We start from the raw sequence: 18,211 nt of genomic DNA on the forward strand, positions 1-18,211 counted from the left end.
GTGACCGATAATCAAAAGGTTTATTTTCGTGCATAATGAGACCGCCTACCTGGTGAAAGTGTAGAGCGACCGCATGACGGTGCTGCAGGTGTGTTGTTACTTGACGGTGATTGCGTCGTATACCTTGTTGGCGTCTTCAGTCAGTGCGCTGGTGAGGGGCGCTGATGACGCTGCTTCTGCTGCGTCCTGCTGACCCTGCTTGCTGACAACGTACTTGCCGAATTCCTTGACCAGGTCAACTTTTTCCTGCGAATCGTAGCTGGAGCAGACGATGTGGTAGGAAACGAGAACTACAGGGTATGCGTCTGAGGTTGCGGGGGTGCGGTCAAGATCGATTGACATGTCGTTGGGGTGCAGACCTGAGATGCGCTCTGAGTTTTCTACAGTCTTTGCTGCAGTTTCAGCTGAGATCTCTGCGTATGAGCCGTCTTCGGTCTTGATGTTTGCCTTGCCCAGATCGCCGATTGCTGATGCGTCAGCGTAGGTGATTGCACCTTCGGTTGAGGTGGTGGTTGCTACTACGCCGCTGGTGCCCTTGTTAGCTTCTGCTGCGTAGTCACCGGGCCAGTTGCCGTCAGCTTCTTTGTCCCAGGCGCCGTTTGATGCTGCTGCGAGGTAGTCGGTGAAGTTCTCGGTGGTGCCTGAGTCATCTGAACGGTGAACAACGGTAATTTTGAGGTCGGGAAGTTCGGTGCCTTGGTTCTGAGCTGCGATTGCGCCGTCGTTCCAGTTGGTGATTTCGTCCTTGAAGATCTTGGCGATGGTTTCGCTGTCAAGGTTCAGTGAGTCAATACCGGGGAGGTTGAAGGCGATTGCGATTGGGGAGATGTAGACGGGTATGTCAATTGCGCCGTCGGGGCCGCAGACCTCTTTGGAGCTGTTGTACTCTTCTTCATTGAGGTGAGCGTCTGAGCCAGCGAAATCAGCTGCACCAGCGATGAGTGCCTTGCGACCTGCACCTGAACCATCGGGCGAGTACTGCATGTTTGCGCTTGAAGCTACTGAGGAGAAACCTGACTGCCATGCGGTGATTGCTGCCTGCTGTGATGAGGCACCGATGCCTGAAAGGGTGCCTGATACAGATGAGGTACCTGCATTAGAGTTATCAGTTGCGGCGCCGGTTGCGTTGTCGCTACCGCAAGCGGTGAGCGCCAGTGCGCCTACTGCTGCAAATGCGCCCCAGCGCGCTATTCCCAAAGCTTTCACGAAATCTTTTCCTTAGCTGTAAAACTGCGTGTCTCGATAACGAGTCGAGCGAGGATCACGGTGTTTTTTGTATCACCATCGGAAATAAACTCTAGGAGCGCCAGGTGACCTGATGGGTTTTAACGGGTAAACAAGAAGTTAACTTAAGAGTAAGAGGTCTTCATCTCTGCGGGAGTATGGGGGGACGCGCGCATTCGCTGGCGGGTACCCCACCGCCTTTGTACGCTGTGCGTCTCATCAGCCGGTGCCGGTGCGATGACCTCGGTAAACTGGGGGTATGCCAGATTCTGCTGCCGTTAAGACCCGCCTGCGTGATGAACTCTCTACTCGTATTGCCCGAGTACGCAAAGATTTCTTTCAGTCACTTCAAATTGTGGCTTCGGGTGTGGGCGCCTACTACATTGCAGAGCAGTTCCTGGGTCACCATGAGCCTATCTTTGCGGCAACAGCAGCAATTGTTTCTTTAGGCTATGTTTCGGGCGCCACCCACGCGCGCCGTATTCTTGAGGTTTCGCTGGGCGTTATTTTGGGTATTGCCATTGGCGATGTGCTGATGTTGCTCATGGGGCAGGGTATGTGGCAGGCAACTTTTGTATTGTTTATATCTATTCAGATTGCCCGTTTTCTCGATAAAGGCATTCTGTTCACCATTCAGATGGGACTGCAATCAACGCTGGTGGTGTTGCTACCGCCCAGCCCTGACGGGGTTTTTGCCCGCAGTCTCGATGGCATAGTGGGTGGCTTATGCGCCTTTTTGCTCATGTTCATTTTTCCCAAAGATCCCCGCAAAGAACCCCGGCGTAACGCGTCCGCCCTCATGAATGCCTTTGCTGATGTTTTCTACTCTTCGGCAAAAGCCATGAAGGAATACGATGGTAAGGCTGCCTGGTTGGCACTTTCTGAGGCGCGACAGCTCCAACCGCTGTTCAACAAGTGCGAAGCTGATGTTGTGACCGCTATAGGTCTGGCGAAGCTCTCGATCGTGGGTAAGTCTCAACAGGGTGAGCTCAAAACCCTGTCAAAGCGCTTCTCGGCTACCGACCTGGCGATTCGCAATACCCGTGTGTTGAACCGACGCATGGCATCAACCCTAGAAAACGTGCAGCTTTCCTCCACGGCAGTTGATTCTCTCGCCCAAGTTTTTGTAGATATTGGCAACGCCGTACACACTCTCGGTGAGGGTATGAGCGCAAAAGAACGCGAAACTCGACGCGGCATGATGCACAAAGCACGCACCGAACTTGAACACGTCGCAGCGACTCTCGAACCCCATCAGATGAAGGTAGAAACCCTCGAAGGTGAGTCTTTGGTGCTGATGACCAGACCGCTCGTGGTTGATCTGCTAGAGGTCACGGGTCTCAGCCACGAGGACGCGGTAGATCAACTAGTGCCGCTGGGTGAGTCAATTACCGAGCGAGCACCCAAGACCAACATTCTGCCGGTCATTGCAGCACCACAGACAAGCGCGGTACGCGTTGAGTCGCTCCTGCACGATGTACCGCAGGAAGAGGCGGAGCAACCGGTTGATACCGCTGCTATTAACACGGTTTTACGCACGCGGGCAGCTAACTCTAAAGATTCAACAACTGATAGCAGGTAGAAAAGGTCGTTAGGATTAGAGCACTTTGTGTGGCTTTCTTGGGTACGAAAACTTCCCAGAGCGAAAACGCCCTAAATTGTCGGTCGCCTATTCTATGGTTGTTCTATGACTCCTCGCGCAACCACTAAACGTTCCCGTTCTGCCAATGCATACAAATGTACTGAGTGTGGTTGGACCACCGCTAAATGGGTGGGTCGCTGCGGTGAGTGCCAGTCTTGGGGCACCGTAGAAGAAGCTGGCGGCGGTGTTGTCGCAAAAACAACCGTGGCATCAAAGGTGCAGGTTCCTGCGAAACCTATTGCTGAGGTTGATTCAACAATCGCCCGTTACATGTCTACGGGCAACCCCGAATTTGACAGGGTCTTGGGCGGCGGTTTGGTGCCCGGTGCCGTTATTTTGATGGCGGGCGAACCCGGCGTTGGTAAATCCACCCTCTTACTCGATGTGGCTGCAACTTTCGCGCGCACCCCGCATGAAGGACGCACCCACAACGTTCTCTACGTGACGGGCGAGGAATCTGCTGCCCAGGTGAAACTGCGCGCTGACCGCATTGGAGCAGTAGCTCAGACCCTGTACCTGACTAGTGAAACAGATCTAGGTACTGCCCTTGCTCACATTGAAGAGGTCAATCCCTCCCTACTGGTTGTAGATTCCGTGCAAACCCTCGCGTCCACAGAGGTTGAGGGCAGTGCCGGCGGTGTGACGCAAGTACGCGAGGTTGCCGCGTCCATTATTGCCGCCGCCAAAAAACGCAACATGTGTACCCTGCTGGTTGGTCATGTCACCAAAGAGGGAACCATCGCTGGTCCGCGTCTCTTGGAGCACCTGGTCGATGTTGTCTGCCAGTTTGAGGGCGATAAGCACTCAGCCATTCGTATGCTGCGCGCTATCAAAAACCGCTACGGCCCCACCGATGAGGTCGGCTGTTTTGATATGCACGAAGACGGTATTGCGCCGGTGACCGACCCTTCCGGTTTGTTTGTTTCGCGAACCGCCCACCCTGTCTCTGGCACCTGCGTCACCGTAACTATGGAGGGACGCCGCCCGCTGCTGGCTGAGATTCAGGCGCTACTCGATCAGTCAGCTACCCCTCAACCACGCCGCGCAACCTCGGGCTTAGACTCATCACGCATCGCCATGCTATTGGCAGTGCTGCAAAAACGCGCAGGTTTTGGTGTGGGCAAGCTAGACTGCTACATCTCAACGGTGGGCGGCGCGAAAATTTCAGAACCCGCCGTTGATCTAGCCGCCGTCATGGCGCTAGCATCAGCTGCCCAAGATAAACCCCTGCCGCGCAAACTCGCAGTCTTCGGTGAAGTAGGTCTTGCCGGTGAGGTACGTGCAGTGCCCGGTATTCGCCAACGCATCGCAGAAGTCGCTCGGTTAGGTTTCACGCACGTCATTGTGCCCGCCTCGCCCTCTGGCGTGGGCGAGGTACCCGCCGGAGTGGCAGTGCGCGAGGTTGCGTCCCTGCAAGAAGCTATTGCTCTGCTGTTTCCGCAAACAGGCTAAGGCTCATGCGGTGTTCACCCCCGTATACTAAATAGGTGCTAACTGTTTATAGTGAGCGTCTGCTCAAAACCATCGCCCGCATAGCGCCCGGCACCGAACTGCGTGAAGGCCTAGAACGCATCATGCGCGGTCATACCGGTGCGCTCATTGTTCTCGGTTCAGATAAAACGGTTAACTCAATCTCATCGGGCGGGTTTGAAATCAACACCGCTTTTACCCCCACGGGTTTACGTGAGCTTTCAAAAATGGACGGCGCAATCATCTGCGATAAGGATGCGCGCATTTTGCTCAATGCCGCAGTGCAGCTGATGCCCGACCCCACCTTGGAAACCAATGAGTCGGGTACCCGCCACCGCACCGCCCACCGCGTTGCCCAGCAAACGGGGTTTCCCGTGATAGCGGTGAGTGCCTCCACCCAAATGATTTCTGTCTACGTTGACGGGCAGCGGTACACGGTAGAAGATACTCAGTCGCTGATGAGCCGCGCCAACCAAGCTATTCAGACCCTTGAAAGCTACCGCAACCGCCTAGAGCAGGTACTCGATAACCTCTCAGCGCTTGAGATTGAAGGTAGCGCAACGGTACGCGATGTGGTGCTCGCGGTTCAACGGATGGAGATGGTACGCCGCATTTCGTTAGAAGCCGGGTACTACGTCCTGGAGTTGGGCACTCACGGCAGGCTCGTCTCTTTGCAGTTAGAGGAACTCATTAATCACAGCTTGCCTGATGCCAAGCTGATTTTGAAGGACTACTCCCCCATCGATACGACCCGCGAGCAGATTACCCGCTCGGTAGAGGCGTTGGTGAGTTTAGGAGACAAAGACATTGTGAGCATTGAAGCCATCGCGAAGGCATGTGGTTTTGATTCAGCTGACCTCGATGCTCTGCTCGCCCCTCACGGTTACCGCCTGCTCTCGGGTATTAAGAATATGCCCGGTGCTGTGGCTGCTCGCTTGGTTAACCGTTTTAATGGAATCCCCGCCCTCATGTCAGCCTCCATCGATGAGCTGCGTACTGTCGACGGTATCGGTGAACAGCGGGCGCGCATCATTCGTGAATCTCTCTCACGAATGGCGGAGACTTTACTGCTTGAACAGTTTAAGTAAGGCACCGCCGCACTTCAATAAACCTGTAAGAAACTCAAAAGGCTCCTCCGAAACAGTGTCTCGGGGAGCCTTTTGAAGATGCGTGAAAATTACTGCACGCGCTTAGCCAGCAATAATGATGCGAGCGGGCTGTGAAGTTACGCCGTTCACGGTTGCAGTTGCCCAGTAGTGACCGGGCTGAACGTTACGCAGGTTGTTGCAACCCAGCGAGTTCAGGGTGCGATCCCATGTGAAAGCTGCCTGACCGATCTGACCGGCTTCAAGCTCAGCTACGGTTGCAGGTGAAAGGTTGCAGGTAGCAGTGTTATATACCTGGGCAGGGCCAGAGGTAATGTTGATAACCGCTGCCTGAGCCGCCGCAGGAATTTCGCAGGGGTTAGCTGAAGTGTTGGTGTAGGTCAGTGCCATAGAGGGGTTCTGACCTGCGGTGTAGGTGGTCTGGCTGGGAGTCAAAACCACGTTCATGTTAGCTGCTGAACATGCCTGAGCAACGGCGACAGTCTCAGTGGGAGTCGGGGTTGCTTCAACGGTGGGTTCAACAGTTTCTTCTACGGTTGCCTTAGCAGTGGGCTCTACGGTTTCGGTAGCTTCAACAGTTGTTTCATCGGAATTGCTGGGTTCAGCAGTAGCTTCTGCATCAGCTGACTCGCTTGCCTCAGCCTCATCTGTTGCTTTGTCGGTAGCCTCGTCCGATTCAGACGGACGTGCGCTGAAGCTATCAAAGGGTTCTGAAGACGCCGAAGTACTGGCCGCACCGGCAGCGTTCTCATCAGAGGAGCCACCCATTATTTTGCCAAAGAGCCAGGTAAGGCCCCAGATGAGCAGCAGGATAGCAAGAATAGCAACAATGGCAGCCGCGATGCGGCGCTTACGGTAAGTCTCTTCGCCAACGGGTGCTGCTTGAGATCCGTTCAGTTCTTCGTAATCGTGTTCAGACATATATATAGAGTACCGGTTTTTATGCTGAATGAGACATTTAAACAGCGCACTTTGTAGCAGGTTACTGAGATGGTTTAGAGTGTGGACGTGATGACCTCTTCTTCGGACTTTTCTCTTGACCGTGCGCGCGTAGAACAGTTGCACGAACGTATTAATTCTTGGTTTGAAGCCAATGCCCGTGATTTGCCGTGGCGTGCTGATGATCGCACCGATTGGCAGGTGATGGTAAGCGAGTTTATGTTGCAGCAGACCCCGGTGGTGCGCGTTTTGCCGGTGTGGGAGGCATGGATGGACCGCTGGCCGACTCCAGCTGATTTAGCTGCGGTTGAGTCGGGTGAAGCGGTGCGCGCGTGGGGTCGCTTAGGCTACCCCCGGCGAGCGTTACGGTTGCACGCTGCTGCGCAAGCTATTGTTGAGAAGCACGGTGGGGAGGTTCCCCACAGCTACGATGAGTTGTTAGCTTTGCCCGGTATTGGAACATATACCGCAGCAGCTATATCTGTGTTTGCTTTCGGTCAGCGTGCCACAGTTATTGACACCAATATTCGTAGGGTTTTTGCCCGAGCAGTTGAGGGTAAGGCTCTGCCTCATAAGTCTCTCAATATCGCTGAAACCCGTCTGGCGGAATCTCTCATGCCCGCTGATCTGGCAACCTCGGTGCTGTGGAATGCAGCGACGATGGAACTCGGCGCGCTAATCTGCACCGCTAAGTCCCCCAAATGCGAGCTTTGCCCGGTTGCGGATCTATGCGCTTGGGTGGCTGCGGGTAAACCCGAGGCTGACTATGTACCCACCGGTCAGGCGTGGCAGGGCACCGACCGTCAGCTACGCGGGGCAATGATGGCGGTGTTGCGCGCAGCAGTTGCGCCGGTGCCCGCGTCCTTACTGCAAACGGGCGGACGCGTGGACATTGCCATACCGCAAGAGCTGGTGCCAGCGGTTAAAAAGTTAGCAGCGCTCAACTCATCACCTGAACAAATTGAACGCTGCTACGCAGGTCTACTCAACGACGGTCTTACCCGCGAATACGAGGGGCACGTTTCACTCTAGCTTTACAGTCTCTTGCACACCCCGTGAAGGCGATTGCTGGTTGTCTTAGCCGCCTAAACTCATGGGAAGGCTGTAAAGCAGATAAATCATGTAGAGCAGGGCAAGAAGAACCGATCCCCAGAAATATAGGGGGTAGTAAACCTGATATCGGCTGGGGTACTGGTAACCGTTTTTATAGAGCCCCACCAGAACCACGATGATGGGCACCAGCCCACCGATGGCGAATGAGGCTAAGTAAAGCAACGGATACCAGCAGCTAGCGAAGAACCCAGGGCGCGCACGTGCGAAGGTGAGCTCCTCGCGATGAGGCATCTTATCACTGGGGTAGCGGATGTTACCTGAGGGTAGTGTTTGAGTCATTTTTTCTACCTCACTTATACTCAGCAGTGCCATCTGAATGTAGCTCGTAGGAGCGTCCGATATCGCCACCCATGGAGTAGATGGCTGAGTTGAAAGAAAGGGGCGCAGTCAGCTGAACAAGGGCTGAGCGGTCGGTTTTTTCGAGTACTTTTACCTCTGGCGCTTCAATCGCCCACTTGCCGAAGCGTCGTTCAATAATATAATTTGCTGAAATATTTGTGATCTCATCATTCTCAGCGCACCACGATGTTTCGTAGCGCACCGAGAGAACTTCAGCGCCAAAGATATTGTCTTTTTTCAGGTGGTCTGCAACCATCCAGCACTGCTGGTCTTCACTCTTGCCCCGGGCGGTTGTCTCGACCGCGCCTTGTCGCAGCTCAAAAGTCGGCGGGGTAATAATAGACATCGTCAGTACAGAGACAAGAACCATTGGTATAACAATTACCAAGCACATCACCGCCAGGGTAATCGTAACCAGGCGGGCACGTTTTTGTGGCTGCCCCTTCAAATCCACATAAGCCATAGCGCAATCACATCCTTACATTTATGATGAGCTTTAGGTCACTATGGTTCCTATCAGTCTAACAGACAAAAAATCCGCGCTAGAGGTCGATAATCATACGGGTATTGCCCAAAGTATTAGGCTTCACGCGGGCAAGATCCAGAAACTCCGCCACTCCTTCATCTGGGGAGCGCAACAGTTCAGCAAAAATTTCAGGGTCTAGTTGCGACTGCTCAGGCATCACCCGAAAACCCATACGCTCAAAGAAAGCAACCTCAAAGGTCAGACAAAAAACTTGCTTCACCCCCAAGTCGCGGGCGCGTTCCAACAAAACGGCAACAAGCATCCGCCCCAACCCCTTACCTCGGTAGGACGCGCTGGTCGCCAGCGTGCGCACCTCAGCGATATCCCTCCACATCACATGTAAAGCACCGCACGCAACCACCCGAGCTGAGCCGTCCGCCTCACGCACCTCAACCACAACGAACTCCTGAATACCCTCATAATAGGCAACAGTCTCTTTAGCAATCAGAATCTTCTGCTGCGCCAACGGAGCCACCAAACCCTCAATAGCAGGCACATCAAAAACAGTCGCAGAACGCACAAGAAGATCAGTCATGAAACTAACTCTAGCCCGGTAATAAAAGCCTCACACAGTTTTCTACCATCAGCAATAACTGTTTCGTCTCTCTGCTCCCGCAGCGCCATTGCTATAAAGTTCTCTCGCGCATCTATATCACTGAGAATCTCTCGACACCTATCAGCTGCTTCGCCCTCAAAAATATTTCTAAGCCTTTGACTCTGAATCACGGCAGCAATGAGTTGTGGGTTTCCTTCACACAGCTCTACGATGGTGTAGCTATCCCACATCTCTGACTCCCGCAGTGTTCCATCTTCATCTGCAATCTTGCAGGCGGCAACTAATAAGTGGTAAAAATCAGTGCAGTCTGTGGGAAATGTACGCTCACCCCAGGCAATGATTTTCAAACCCATCATCGCTTGGATGGGAGGAATCTTCACACTGCTCGTTCCAACAGTAAAAGCTTCAGCAGCATCATAAGACTCTTGCAAACCACGCAGCTCCCAATGACTATCTCCGTGTTCACATGATCCGCCTTCTGCAATAGCTCCAAAGGGGATAACATCCACCGGAGTATCACCTAAAGCTCACGTGTAATAACCCCATGTGAAGGGCCCAACCTTTCTAAGGTTCGCTCAAACCCCTCAAAATTTTCTGCGACCAAACTCAGGTCTAGGTCTTGGGTACCCCGCGGACTCGGCATATCCGCCCTGCTCAAGTGCAGGTCACGCACATACGAACCAATCATCATGTAGGAATGATGCCCCAGTAGGGCATCAGCCTCTTGAATTTTTGTCTCAAGAAATGTAAATACTTCATCTCTAGTGGAATTTCTGAAGGTCTTCATCGTCTCTCCACATATCTTGGGCTATAAGTGTCTGACGTTCATCACCATCTATAGATTCATCAGCAAAAATCGATAACGAGGGGACTACATCCGATTCAGGTAGGTAGTCAGGATTCCAGAACCGCTCAGTAAGAATAACGTTTCCTCCCTGAGAAGGTCGCAGGCGAAGAGCTCGTGTGTAACGTCTCCCCACGGGAAACCTCCATACAAAAGCGACTCGACAGGGCGAATACCATACCCCTTAGCCAACATGGCAACTTCACCACCCAGTTGAATACTGTCAGACCATTCGTCGCGCCGTTTTATCACCTCTGCTGGCTCAGAGCCAGCACTTATGCGAGTTCGTAATTTAGGTTTGAGCACCACCGGGTACATTTCAATCCAACGCTTTGCCAGCTTAGATTTTTGTATAAAGGACCTTCTTCTGCCGTTGATGCGAATAAAGCCCTCGTGCTCCAAACTTTTTAACACGTTCGAGGCAGCCCCCCACCGATATTCCAGCTGCATCCGCAAGGCTCCGCACCGGCTGTTCTAGTAAATCCTGATTAACTAAAAGCATAAACACCGCCCGCAGTCCGGTTGCAGTAAAAGCCCGAGACATCTGCTGATGACCGTCTAGGTCGGGAACATTTTTCGGTCTGCGCCCTTCGACCCCAATCTTGTAGTTTTTCCCTTCAATCCAAGCATTACCAGATGCGTCAACAAACTGAATATTTTTACTGTGAAGCCACTGCTGAAACCCTCTGGTCACGTGCGGAAAACAAAGTAGCACCTGCTGGTATTCCTGTGACTGTCGGGGCACTACCGCTCGGTTGAACAACTCAGTCTTGACTGAATTCTTCGTAGCACTTCGTCAGGTCAACTCATAGGTTAGTTCGCCACCAAAAGGACTGAACAATAGACCCTCAGTGCCCTCCATAAATACCCCGCCCTCGAAAAATTCCTCGAGAATGGGTTCGACAGCGCCCACACTACTTATATTCACGTTACTCACATGTTCATAATATGTGAACGTATGAGTAATGTGAACAAAAAGGGCCTGTCTCGCCGGACTGGAAAGACAGGCCCTTGAAGAGGAACTTCCTCAGTCTCTTAGATTAGAGGGTGTCATTGTCGGTACGCGGCTGTTCCTGAGCGATAGCGCTATCGCCGGGCTCCTGGGCGTCCTCAGCTTCTACAGCCGATTCAGCTGCCGCATTAGCAATACCCGAAACGGGCTCTGCCGGTGCCTCTTCATCATCATCGGAGTCTTTGGCCCACGCGTCCAGCGCGTCAGCTTCCATCTGACTCATCGGCTGTGAAGAGAAGGTGAACTTCGCTAGGTCGCCCTCGCCTACAGTATCAACGGTGATCTTCTCACCGCTCTTAACCTCACCAAACAGAATCTTCTCTGAAAGGACGTCCTCAATATTGCGCTGCATTTCACGACGCAACGGACGCGCGCCCATCGACGGGTCGTAACCCTTAGTTGCCATCAGAGCCTTCGCCGCGGGGGTGAGTTCAATGCTCATATCCTGCTCAGCGAGACGCTTAGCCAGGCGACCTACAAAGAGGTCAACAATCTGCAGAATCTCGGTTTCTGAGAGCTGCGGGAATACGATGATGTCGTCCACGCGGTTGAGGAACTCGGGGCGGAAGTGCTCCTTGAGACCCTCCATCACCCGTGCCTGCATACGCTCATAATCACCCTCGTGGTCGCCAACGCTCTGGAAACCGACAGGCACCTTACGTGCCATGTCGCGTGAACCGAGGTTGGTGGTCATGATGATAACGGTGTTCTTGAAGTCAACGACGCGACCCTGAGAGTCGGTCAGACGACCGTCTTCAAGAATCTGCAGCAGGGAGTTAAAGAGGTCAGCATGAGCCTTTTCAACCTCATCGAACAGCACAACAGAGAAGGGCTTGCGGCGCACCTTTTCGGTAAGCTGACCGCCCTCTTCGTAGCCGACGTATCCGGGAGGGGCGCCGAACAGACGTGAAACGGTGTGTTTCTCCTGGTACTCCGACATATCAAGGGTAATCAGAGCTGACTCGTCGCCGAAGAGGAACTCAGCCAAAGCCTTAGCAAGCTCAGTCTTACCCACACCAGTCGGGCCTGCAAAGATAAATGAGCCACCGGGACGGTTTGGATCTTTCAGACCCGCGCGGGTACGGCGGATTGAACGGGAAAGAGCCTTGATCGCGTGGTCCTGACCGATGACGCGCTTGTGCAGCTCGTCTTCCATCTTGAGCAGACGGCCGGTTTCTTCCTCAGTAATCTTGTAGACGGGCACACCGGTTGAGACAGCCAAAACCTCAGAGATAACGTCGGGGGTTACCTGACCGAAAGCGTCGCCGCCTTCACGCCATGCCGCATCTTTCTCGTCCTTTTCAGCAATGAGCTTCTGCTCTTTATCGCGCAGTGAAGCTGCCTTCTCGTAATCCTGACCACCAATAGCGGCTTCTTTTTCGCTACGCACCTTGGCAATTCGCTCTTCAAGCACCTTGATTTCGGGCGGAGCGGTCATGCGCTGAATACGCAAACGCGCACCCGCCTCATCAATCAAATCCACTGCCTTATCGGGCAAGAAACGGTCAGAAATGTAACGCGCTGAAAGGTTCACCGCAGACTCAATAGCCTCGTCAGTGATAGTGACGCGGTGATGTGCCTCGTACTTATCGCGCACACCCTTGAGAATCTCAATAGCCATTGCCTGCGAAGGCTCATCGACCTGGATGGGCTGGAAACGACGTTCCAGCGCCGCATCTTTCTCAATGTGCTTGCGGTACTCGTCCAAAGTGGTTGCACCGATAGTCTGCAGCTCACCGCGAGCCAGCATGGGCTTGAGGATTGATGCCGCATCAATAGCGCCCTCAGCCGCGCCAGCGCCCACCAGAGTGTGAATCTCGTCGATGAAAAGAATAATGTCGCCGCGAGTGCGGATTTCTTTCAAAACCTTCTTCAGGCGTTCTTCAAAGTCACCGCGGTAGCGTGAACCGGCAACCAGTGAACCCAAATCGAGGGTATAGAGGTGCTTATCTTTGAGGGTTTCGGGAACGTTACCTGCCACAATAGCCTGCGCTAGACCCTCAACCACGGCGGTCTTACCGACGCCGGGCTCGCCGATGAGCACCGGGTTGTTCTTGGTACGGCGTGAGAGAACCTGCATGACACGTTCCATCTCGCGCTGACGACCAATGACGGGGTCAATTTTACCTTCGCGGGCAGCGGCAGTCAGGTTGGTGCCGAACTGGTCAAGAATAGCCGAACCTGCGGGGGTGCCTTCCTTAGAGTTACCCGCGCCAACACCTGCGGTCTCTTTGTTCTCGCCAGCACCGGGGTAGCCCGAAATCAGGTCGGTCACGGTCTGTCGGATGCGTGCCTGGTCAGCACCCAGCGCGGTCAGCACCTGGTTAGCGACGCCCTCATTTGCGCGCACCATACCCAGCAGGATGTGCTCAGTACCGATGTAGCCGTGGTTGAGCTGAATAGCCTCACGCATTGATAGCTCAAGCACTTTTTTAGCACGCGGAGTAAAAGGAATATGACCGCTAGGAGCCTGCTGCCCCGAACCGATGATGTCCTGAACCTGCTCGCGAACAGCGGTTAGGGTAACACCAAGAGATTCCAGCGCACGAGCAGCAATACCTTCGCCCTCATGAATCAGCCCCAGCAAGAGATGCTCCGTGCCGATGTAGCTGTGGTTCAGCATGCGCGCTTCCTCCTGCGCTAAAACCACCACGCGACGAGCACGGTCGGTAAATCGTTCAAACATAGAACTCTCCCTCAAACAGTTTTTCTTACCCTCCAGATTACGCATCTTCAGGCAGGTTTTCGTCTGTGTTCGCTAGAGAGTGAACGCAAGGGTGCCTTTGAAAGCGCCCGTGCCAATCACCACATTAATAGGGGTGAGCTGCCTTTCTACAGGTAAGGCAGAGGTAGAGTCACACCCATGCGAGAGAGGACAATATCCACTGCGCTCTCAGCTTGCCGGCCACGACACCCTGCACCGAAACCCATTTCTTAAGCCCGTACTGGTCTAATCCCTACCACACCAACCCTGAGCTAACTTCTAGAATATTCCGACCATATTTTCAAGGTTCTACCCCTAAAACACTTTAAGGCACAAAAAGGGAAGGCTCTTTGGGGCAAGAACCTTCCCTTTATATAGCTCCTGGAGAGCTAAATACTAAATCAGTTTACTTCTTCGCTGCGTAGTAAGCGTCCTGGATGTGCTGCTGAATACGACCGCGGTCTGATACCTCATAACCGTTTTCTTTAGCCCACTGACGGATTTCCGCGATTTCGGGGTTGCGGTTAACGCCAGCTGAGGCTTTTGAGCGGGGACGACCGAGGCGGTTAGCGGTAGTTGCACGACGTGCCTTTGCCGCGAAGGGGCGAATCGCATCGCGCAAGCGAGCTGCGTTAGCGCCTGAAAGATCAATCTCGTACTGAGCACCGTCGAGACCGAAACGCACGGTTTCGTCTGCGGGACCGCCGTCGAGATCATCTTCAAGAATAATCTTAACTTTCTGAGCCATGGGGAATTTCTCCTTGGAGTAGTTTAAACACGATACATCACGGGGTTACTTGAAGGTGCTGATTCTTCAAGAATTATGACGCATTAATGATGCACCATGTATTTGCTAAGTGCATTCACATAATAGCAAATAAACCGGGAAGAAACGAAACCAGAAAAGAATTAAAATTTAGTCATCTTTCCTACTGCCAAAAGGATTAGAGTTTCCCGAAGACTTCTTAACATTTTCATACCACAAAGCGGCATCTGCTTCGGCGTCCTTTTGTGCCTGACGTTCTGCCCTATCAGCGCTGGAAATCCATTTGAGAATGAAATAAAGAATAATTCCGGCAAATACTGAGGGCACAAGGGCAATGAGGTAATCCATGAAAGGTTCCTTCTGCAAGAGACGTGTAAGGCTTATCTGTTTCATCAGTTTACGCCACGGCAAAAACGCCGCCAAGTACTCCATAAAAGTACCTGGCGGCGTCCTTACCAAAGAAAACCTGTAGAAAAAACCTTACTCAGCTTCAGGCTTCATCAGCGGAAACAGGATTGTCTCGCGAATACCCAGGTTAGTGAAGAGCATAATGAGGCGATCAATACCCAAGCCCAAGCCACCCATGGGGGGAGCGCCGTGTTCCAGCGCGCGCAAGAAGTCGTCATCAAGCTGCATCGCTTCATCATCACCACCGGCAGCCAGCTTTGACTGCTCGGTCAGACGCTCACGCTGAATGACGGGGTCAATCAGCTCGGAGAACGCGGTGCCACGTTCCATGCCACCGATAATCAGGTCCCATGCTTCGATGAGGCCTTCCTTTTCGCGGTGCGGACGCGCCAGCGGCTGTGCCGAAGGCGGGTAGTCGTAGACGAAGGTGGGGTTGATGAGCGTAGGCTCAACAATCTCACCGAAGAGTTCGACCACGAGCTTCTCAGCGTCCCACTTGGGGTCAAAATCAACCTCGTGCTTTTCAGCGATAGCCTGCAGGTCTTCCAGTGAAGTAGCGGGGGTAATCTCTACGCCGACAGCCTCTGACAGACCGGGGTAAACGCCAACCCACTTCCACTCACCGGCGAGGTCAATGGTGCCCCTGTCGGTTTCAATCTGGTGAATATCCAGTTCATCAGCGCAGGCAAGAATGATTTCTTTAATGCGCTCAGCCATCACGAACTGATCAGCATACGCCTCGTAGGCTTCTAGGGTGGTGAACTCCGGGCTGTGGGTTGAATCCACACCTTCGTTGCGGAACACGCGCCCGATCTCGTACACGCGCTCGATACCACCGACAACAGCGCGCTTGAGGTAAAGCTCGGTAGCGATGCGCAGGGTCATGTCCTGGTCAAAAGCGTTCAGGTGAGTCTCGAACGGGCGTGCCGCCGCGCCACCGTGAATCAGCTGCAGAATGGGGGTTTCTACCTCAATGTAGCCGCGGTCCTCAAGTACCTTGCGTACAGTGCGGGTAATCTTCGCGCGGCGAATAACGGTTTCGCGCGCTTCATCGCGCACCATCAAATCGAGGTAACGCTGACGCACACGGGTTTCTTCGTTCAGATCCTTGTGCAGGGTGGGTAGCGGACGCAGTGACTTGGAAGCCATCTGCCAGCTATCAGCCATGATGGAGAGCTCACCGCGACGAGAAGAAATCACTTCACCGTGAACGAAGACGAAGTCGCCCAGGTCGACCAGAGCCTTCCAGCTGGCGAGCGCGTCCTCCCCCACTGCTGCCAGTGAAATCATTGCCTGAATGCGGGTGCCGTTGCCAGCCTGCAGGGTTGCGAAGCAGAGCTTGCCGGTGTTGCGGACAAAGACTACGCGTCCTGAGACACCCACGATGTCGCCGGTTTCGTCGCCTGCTTCGAGTTTATCCTCGTACTGGGCACGGATTTCGTCGATGCTGTGGGTGATTTCAAGACCTACGGGGTAAGCCTCATGCCCTGCTGCCAGCAGTTTCTCGCGCTTTTCCATGCGAATCTGCATCTGCTCTGAAACTTCTGCGGCTGCTTTCTGCTGGGCAGAGGCGCGGTCAGCGTTTTCGGTCTGCGCGGTTTCTTCGGGGGTTGTGTTCTCAGTGCTCAACCTTCTATAACCTTCTTTGCTAGCTTAGTTCCATGTTGTCGATGAGGCGGGTGTCGCCCACGTAGGCGGCGACCAGTGCCAGTGCCCGTTTGGAGTTCTCGGTAGGAGCTACGAAGTTTTCGGGGTCTACGACTTCGAGGTAGTCCAAGCGTACGCCTTCTGCGTTGTTGATGTAATCACGCGCTGATTTGAGATCAAGGTTCTCAAAACCGCGGGAGATGCTCTGTTCGCGCAGCAGAGCCAGGGTGCGGGAGAGCACGAGTGCTGCTTCTTTCTCTTGGTCTGAGAGGTACTGGTTGCGCGATGAGAGTGCCAGCCCGTTGTCTTCGCGAACGATAGCCACCGGTTTGATGGTGACGGGGTGGTTGAAGTCTGTGACCATGCGCTGCATGAGTGAGAGCTGCTGCGCGTCCTTCTGCCCGAAGTAGGCGAGGATCTCGTGGTTGCCCACGCAGCCTTCAAGAATGTTGAAGAACTTGTTAACGACGGTGAGCGCACCGTCGAAGTGACCGGGGCGGGTTTTACCTTCAAAGAGACCACCCAAAGAGCCGCTAGAAACGGTAATGAGCGGGCTACCGCCGGGGTACATTTCTTCGACATCGGGGGCAAAGATAATATCGACGCCCGCTTCACCGGCAAGTTGTGCGTCGGCTTCGAGGGTGCGGGGGTACTTCTCGAAATCCTCATCGGGGCCAAATTGCAGAGGATTCACAAAGATAGATATAGCAACGACGGCGTTCTGTTCGCGGGCGCGACGCATCAAGGTGGCGTGGCCGTTGTGCAGGGCACCCATGGTGGGTACAAAGCCAAGACGCGCAGCCTCAGCCGGTGTCTCATCGGTTGCCTGTGCATCAAATTCGCGCTGCGCTGTTGCAAGTGCCTGGGCAACAGCCGTCTGAAATTCTGCCGTGGTACGGGTAATCACGGGTTGGCTCGTCACGGTGTGAACGGTCCTTTCATGAATGTGTGCTTTTAGCTATCGAGGGCGTCAATGATGCGCGCGTATTGCTCATCATTCAAAGCCTGGTGGGCGTGGGCTCGTTGCGCGGTTGCGCGAGCTAACGCCCGGTAGGCTACCTCAATATCTTGAGCATTCTCTTCTACAGCAAAGCCGTGTAGAACCTCAGTGTGAGCCTCTACCGTTTGGGAATCTCCGCGCACCACAGGCCCGGTGAGTGCTGATTCACCGGATGCAAGCGCGTTATCGAGCGAGGCACGCACTAGGGGTTCTAGGTAACGTGCAGGGTTCTCGATTCCCAGCGATGCTAGTATCTGCATCGACTGCCCCGTGATAGTAACGAGGTGGTTCGATGCGTGAGCTAAAGCCGCGTGGTAAAGCGGTCTATCGCCTTCAGCAATAATAACGGGTTCACCGCCCATTTCTACAGCTAGGGCTTGCGCTATGGGCAAAAATGGTGCAGCGCCACTAACACCGAAGCTGGTGTTGTGGAGGCGGGCGAGGTCGAGGGAGAGCCCGGTGAAGGTCATGGCGGGGTGGATTGCTAGGCCGATAGCGCCCTTATCTGTGGCGGGTTTGAGGATTCCTACCCCGTAGCGTCCGGAGGTGTGCAGAATAATCTGGCCCGATTGCAGGGGGGTGTGTTCTGCGATCCAGGCGACTAGGGGAGCCAGCGCGTCATCGGGCACAGCAAGCAAAATTACCTCAGACTTTTCAACGATCTGGGGGATTTCCATGAGGGGGGCTTGCGGTAGGAGGGTGCGGGCGCGTTCTTGCGATTCTTCTGATTTAGCGTAGACACCCACGATGGCGTGACCCGCGCTGGTCAGAGCTGCACCGAGTACAGCACCCACCTTACCGGCGCTGATGATACCGATACCCAGACGGGCTGGTTTGAGGTAATTACTCATGGCTCACCACTTTACACCGTGCCTTTCTACGGGGGTTTACTACAGCTTATACCGCCGGGGGCTA

At 54.0% G+C, this 18,211-nt stretch carries 18 protein-coding genes; 4 read left to right on the forward strand and 14 right to left on the reverse strand.

Translation table 11 applies throughout. The annotated features are described in order from the left end of the window. Positions 1–96: 96 nt before the first annotated feature. On the reverse strand, positions 97–1,206 hold the full coding sequence (gene pstS / locus JTP09_RS06145) for a phosphate ABC transporter substrate-binding protein PstS (protein ID WP_204877581.1): 1,110 nt from the start codon (positions 1,204–1,206) through the stop codon (positions 97–99). A 277-nt stretch (positions 1,207–1,483) separates the two neighbouring features. Between pstS and JTP09_RS06150 the strand changes: the two genes are divergently transcribed. From JTP09_RS06150 to disA, 3 genes are all read left to right on the forward strand, one after another. Then, positions 1,484–2,806, forward strand: coding sequence for an aromatic acid exporter family protein (locus JTP09_RS06150; RefSeq protein ID WP_204877582.1), 1,323 nt, complete (start codon positions 1,484–1,486; stop codon positions 2,804–2,806). 105 nt (positions 2,807–2,911) lie between these two features. After that, positions 2,912–4,318, forward strand: a complete 1,407-nt coding sequence (gene radA / locus JTP09_RS06155) for a DNA repair protein RadA (RefSeq protein ID WP_204877583.1) — start codon at positions 2,912–2,914, stop codon at positions 4,316–4,318. A gap of 35 nt (positions 4,319–4,353) precedes the next feature. Further along, on the forward strand, positions 4,354–5,424 hold the full coding sequence (gene disA, locus JTP09_RS06160; RefSeq protein WP_204877584.1) for a DNA integrity scanning diadenylate cyclase DisA: 1,071 nt from the start codon (positions 4,354–4,356) through the stop codon (positions 5,422–5,424). A 102-nt stretch (positions 5,425–5,526) separates the two neighbouring features. On the opposite strand, the gene JTP09_RS06165 is transcribed toward disA, so the two are convergent. Beyond that, positions 5,527–6,363 (reverse strand): hypothetical protein, encoded by an 837-nt coding sequence (locus JTP09_RS06165; protein WP_204877585.1) that lies wholly within the window; start codon positions 6,361–6,363, stop codon positions 5,527–5,529. A gap of 90 nt (positions 6,364–6,453) precedes the next feature. Between JTP09_RS06165 and JTP09_RS06170 the strand changes: the two genes are divergently transcribed. After that, the gene (locus JTP09_RS06170; protein ID WP_204877586.1) at positions 6,454–7,413 is read left to right on the forward strand and encodes an A/G-specific adenine glycosylase; all 960 of its coding nucleotides are present in this window, start codon (positions 6,454–6,456) and stop codon (positions 7,411–7,413) included. Positions 7,414–7,458: 45 nt separating this feature from the next. Here the strand turns inward: JTP09_RS06170 and JTP09_RS06175 are convergent, their stop codons facing one another. From JTP09_RS06175 to JTP09_RS06230, 12 genes are all read right to left on the reverse strand, one after another. Next, a complete protein-coding gene (locus tag JTP09_RS06175; protein WP_204877587.1) occupies positions 7,459–7,773 on the reverse strand; it encodes a hypothetical protein in 315 nt (104 codons plus the stop codon). A 10-nt stretch (positions 7,774–7,783) separates the two neighbouring features. Then, on the reverse strand, positions 7,784–8,296 hold the full coding sequence (locus JTP09_RS06180; RefSeq protein WP_204877588.1) for a hypothetical protein: 513 nt from the start codon (positions 8,294–8,296) through the stop codon (positions 7,784–7,786). A 79-nt stretch (positions 8,297–8,375) separates the two neighbouring features. Continuing rightward, positions 8,376–8,894, reverse strand: a complete 519-nt coding sequence (locus tag JTP09_RS06185) for an amino-acid N-acetyltransferase (RefSeq protein WP_204877589.1) — start codon at positions 8,892–8,894, stop codon at positions 8,376–8,378. After that, the gene (locus JTP09_RS06190; protein ID WP_204877590.1) at positions 8,891–9,424 is read right to left on the reverse strand and encodes a hypothetical protein; all 534 of its coding nucleotides are present in this window, start codon (positions 9,422–9,424) and stop codon (positions 8,891–8,893) included. Before JTP09_RS06190 ends, JTP09_RS06185 begins: the two co-directional genes overlap by 4 nt. 252 nt (positions 9,425–9,676) lie before the next feature. Further along, on the reverse strand, positions 9,677–9,895 hold the full coding sequence (locus tag JTP09_RS10335; protein ID WP_204877591.1) for a type IV toxin-antitoxin system AbiEi family antitoxin: 219 nt from the start codon (positions 9,893–9,895) through the stop codon (positions 9,677–9,679). A gap of 204 nt (positions 9,896–10,099) precedes the next feature. Further along, positions 10,100–10,504, reverse strand: a complete 405-nt coding sequence (locus JTP09_RS06200) for a hypothetical protein (protein ID WP_204877592.1) — start codon at positions 10,502–10,504, stop codon at positions 10,100–10,102. 295 nt (positions 10,505–10,799) lie between these two features. Next, on the reverse strand, positions 10,800–13,457 hold the full coding sequence (locus JTP09_RS06205) for an ATP-dependent Clp protease ATP-binding subunit (protein ID WP_204877593.1): 2,658 nt from the start codon (positions 13,455–13,457) through the stop codon (positions 10,800–10,802). Positions 13,458–13,881: 424 nt separating this feature from the next. Next, complete coding sequence (locus JTP09_RS06210) at positions 13,882–14,223, reverse strand: Lsr2 family protein (RefSeq protein ID WP_204877594.1); 342 nt, start codon at positions 14,221–14,223, stop codon at positions 13,882–13,884. 168 nt (positions 14,224–14,391) lie between these two features. After that, positions 14,392–14,589, reverse strand: coding sequence for a hypothetical protein (locus JTP09_RS06215; protein ID WP_204877595.1), 198 nt, complete (start codon positions 14,587–14,589; stop codon positions 14,392–14,394). 132 nt (positions 14,590–14,721) lie between these two features. Further along, complete coding sequence (lysS, locus tag JTP09_RS06220) at positions 14,722–16,179, reverse strand: lysine--tRNA ligase (protein WP_204877817.1); 1,458 nt, start codon at positions 16,177–16,179, stop codon at positions 14,722–14,724. Between the two features lie 118 nt (positions 16,180–16,297). Continuing rightward, complete coding sequence (panC, locus tag JTP09_RS06225; protein WP_204877596.1) at positions 16,298–17,218, reverse strand: pantoate--beta-alanine ligase; 921 nt, start codon at positions 17,216–17,218, stop codon at positions 16,298–16,300. 32 nt (positions 17,219–17,250) lie between these two features. Continuing rightward, positions 17,251–18,147 (reverse strand): Rossmann-like and DUF2520 domain-containing protein, encoded by an 897-nt coding sequence (locus tag JTP09_RS06230; RefSeq protein WP_204877597.1) that lies wholly within the window; start codon positions 18,145–18,147, stop codon positions 17,251–17,253. Positions 18,148–18,211: the final 64 nt, after the last annotated feature.

The sequence above is a fragment of the Rothia sp. ZJ1223 genome, from assembly GCF_016900985.1.
GTDB lineage: Bacteria > Actinomycetota > Actinomycetes > Actinomycetales > Micrococcaceae > Rothia.

Bases quoted from the DNA above. Each gene is read 5' to 3' on its own strand.
- JTP09_RS06150 (WP_204877582.1), top strand. From the start codon at position 1,484: ATGCCAGATTCTGCTGCCGTTAAGACCCGCCTGCGTGATGAACTCTCT.
- radA (WP_204877583.1), top strand. From the start codon at position 2,912: ATGACTCCTCGCGCAACCACTAAACGTTCCCGTTCTGCCAATGCATAC.
- JTP09_RS06165 (WP_204877585.1), bottom strand. From the start codon at position 6,363: ATGTCTGAACACGATTACGAAGAACTGAACGGATCTCAAGCAGCACCC.
- JTP09_RS06170 (WP_204877586.1), top strand. From the start codon at position 6,454: ATGACCTCTTCTTCGGACTTTTCTCTTGACCGTGCGCGCGTAGAACAG.
- JTP09_RS06175 (WP_204877587.1), bottom strand. From the start codon at position 7,773: ATGACTCAAACACTACCCTCAGGTAACATCCGCTACCCCAGTGATAAG.
- JTP09_RS06180 (WP_204877588.1), bottom strand. From the start codon at position 8,296: ATGGCTTATGTGGATTTGAAGGGGCAGCCACAAAAACGTGCCCGCCTG.
- JTP09_RS06185 (WP_204877589.1), bottom strand. From the start codon at position 8,894: ATGACTGATCTTCTTGTGCGTTCTGCGACTGTTTTTGATGTGCCTGCT.
- JTP09_RS06205 (WP_204877593.1), bottom strand. From the start codon at position 13,457: ATGTTTGAACGATTTACCGACCGTGCTCGTCGCGTGGTGGTTTTAGCG.
- JTP09_RS06210 (WP_204877594.1), bottom strand. From the start codon at position 14,223: ATGGCTCAGAAAGTTAAGATTATTCTTGAAGATGATCTCGACGGCGGT.
- JTP09_RS06215 (WP_204877595.1), bottom strand. From the start codon at position 14,589: ATGGATTACCTCATTGCCCTTGTGCCCTCAGTATTTGCCGGAATTATT.
- lysS (WP_204877817.1), bottom strand. From the start codon at position 16,179: ATGCAGATTCGCATGGAAAAGCGCGAGAAACTGCTGGCAGCAGGGCAT.
- JTP09_RS06230 (WP_204877597.1), bottom strand. From the start codon at position 18,147: ATGAGTAATTACCTCAAACCAGCCCGTCTGGGTATCGGTATCATCAGC.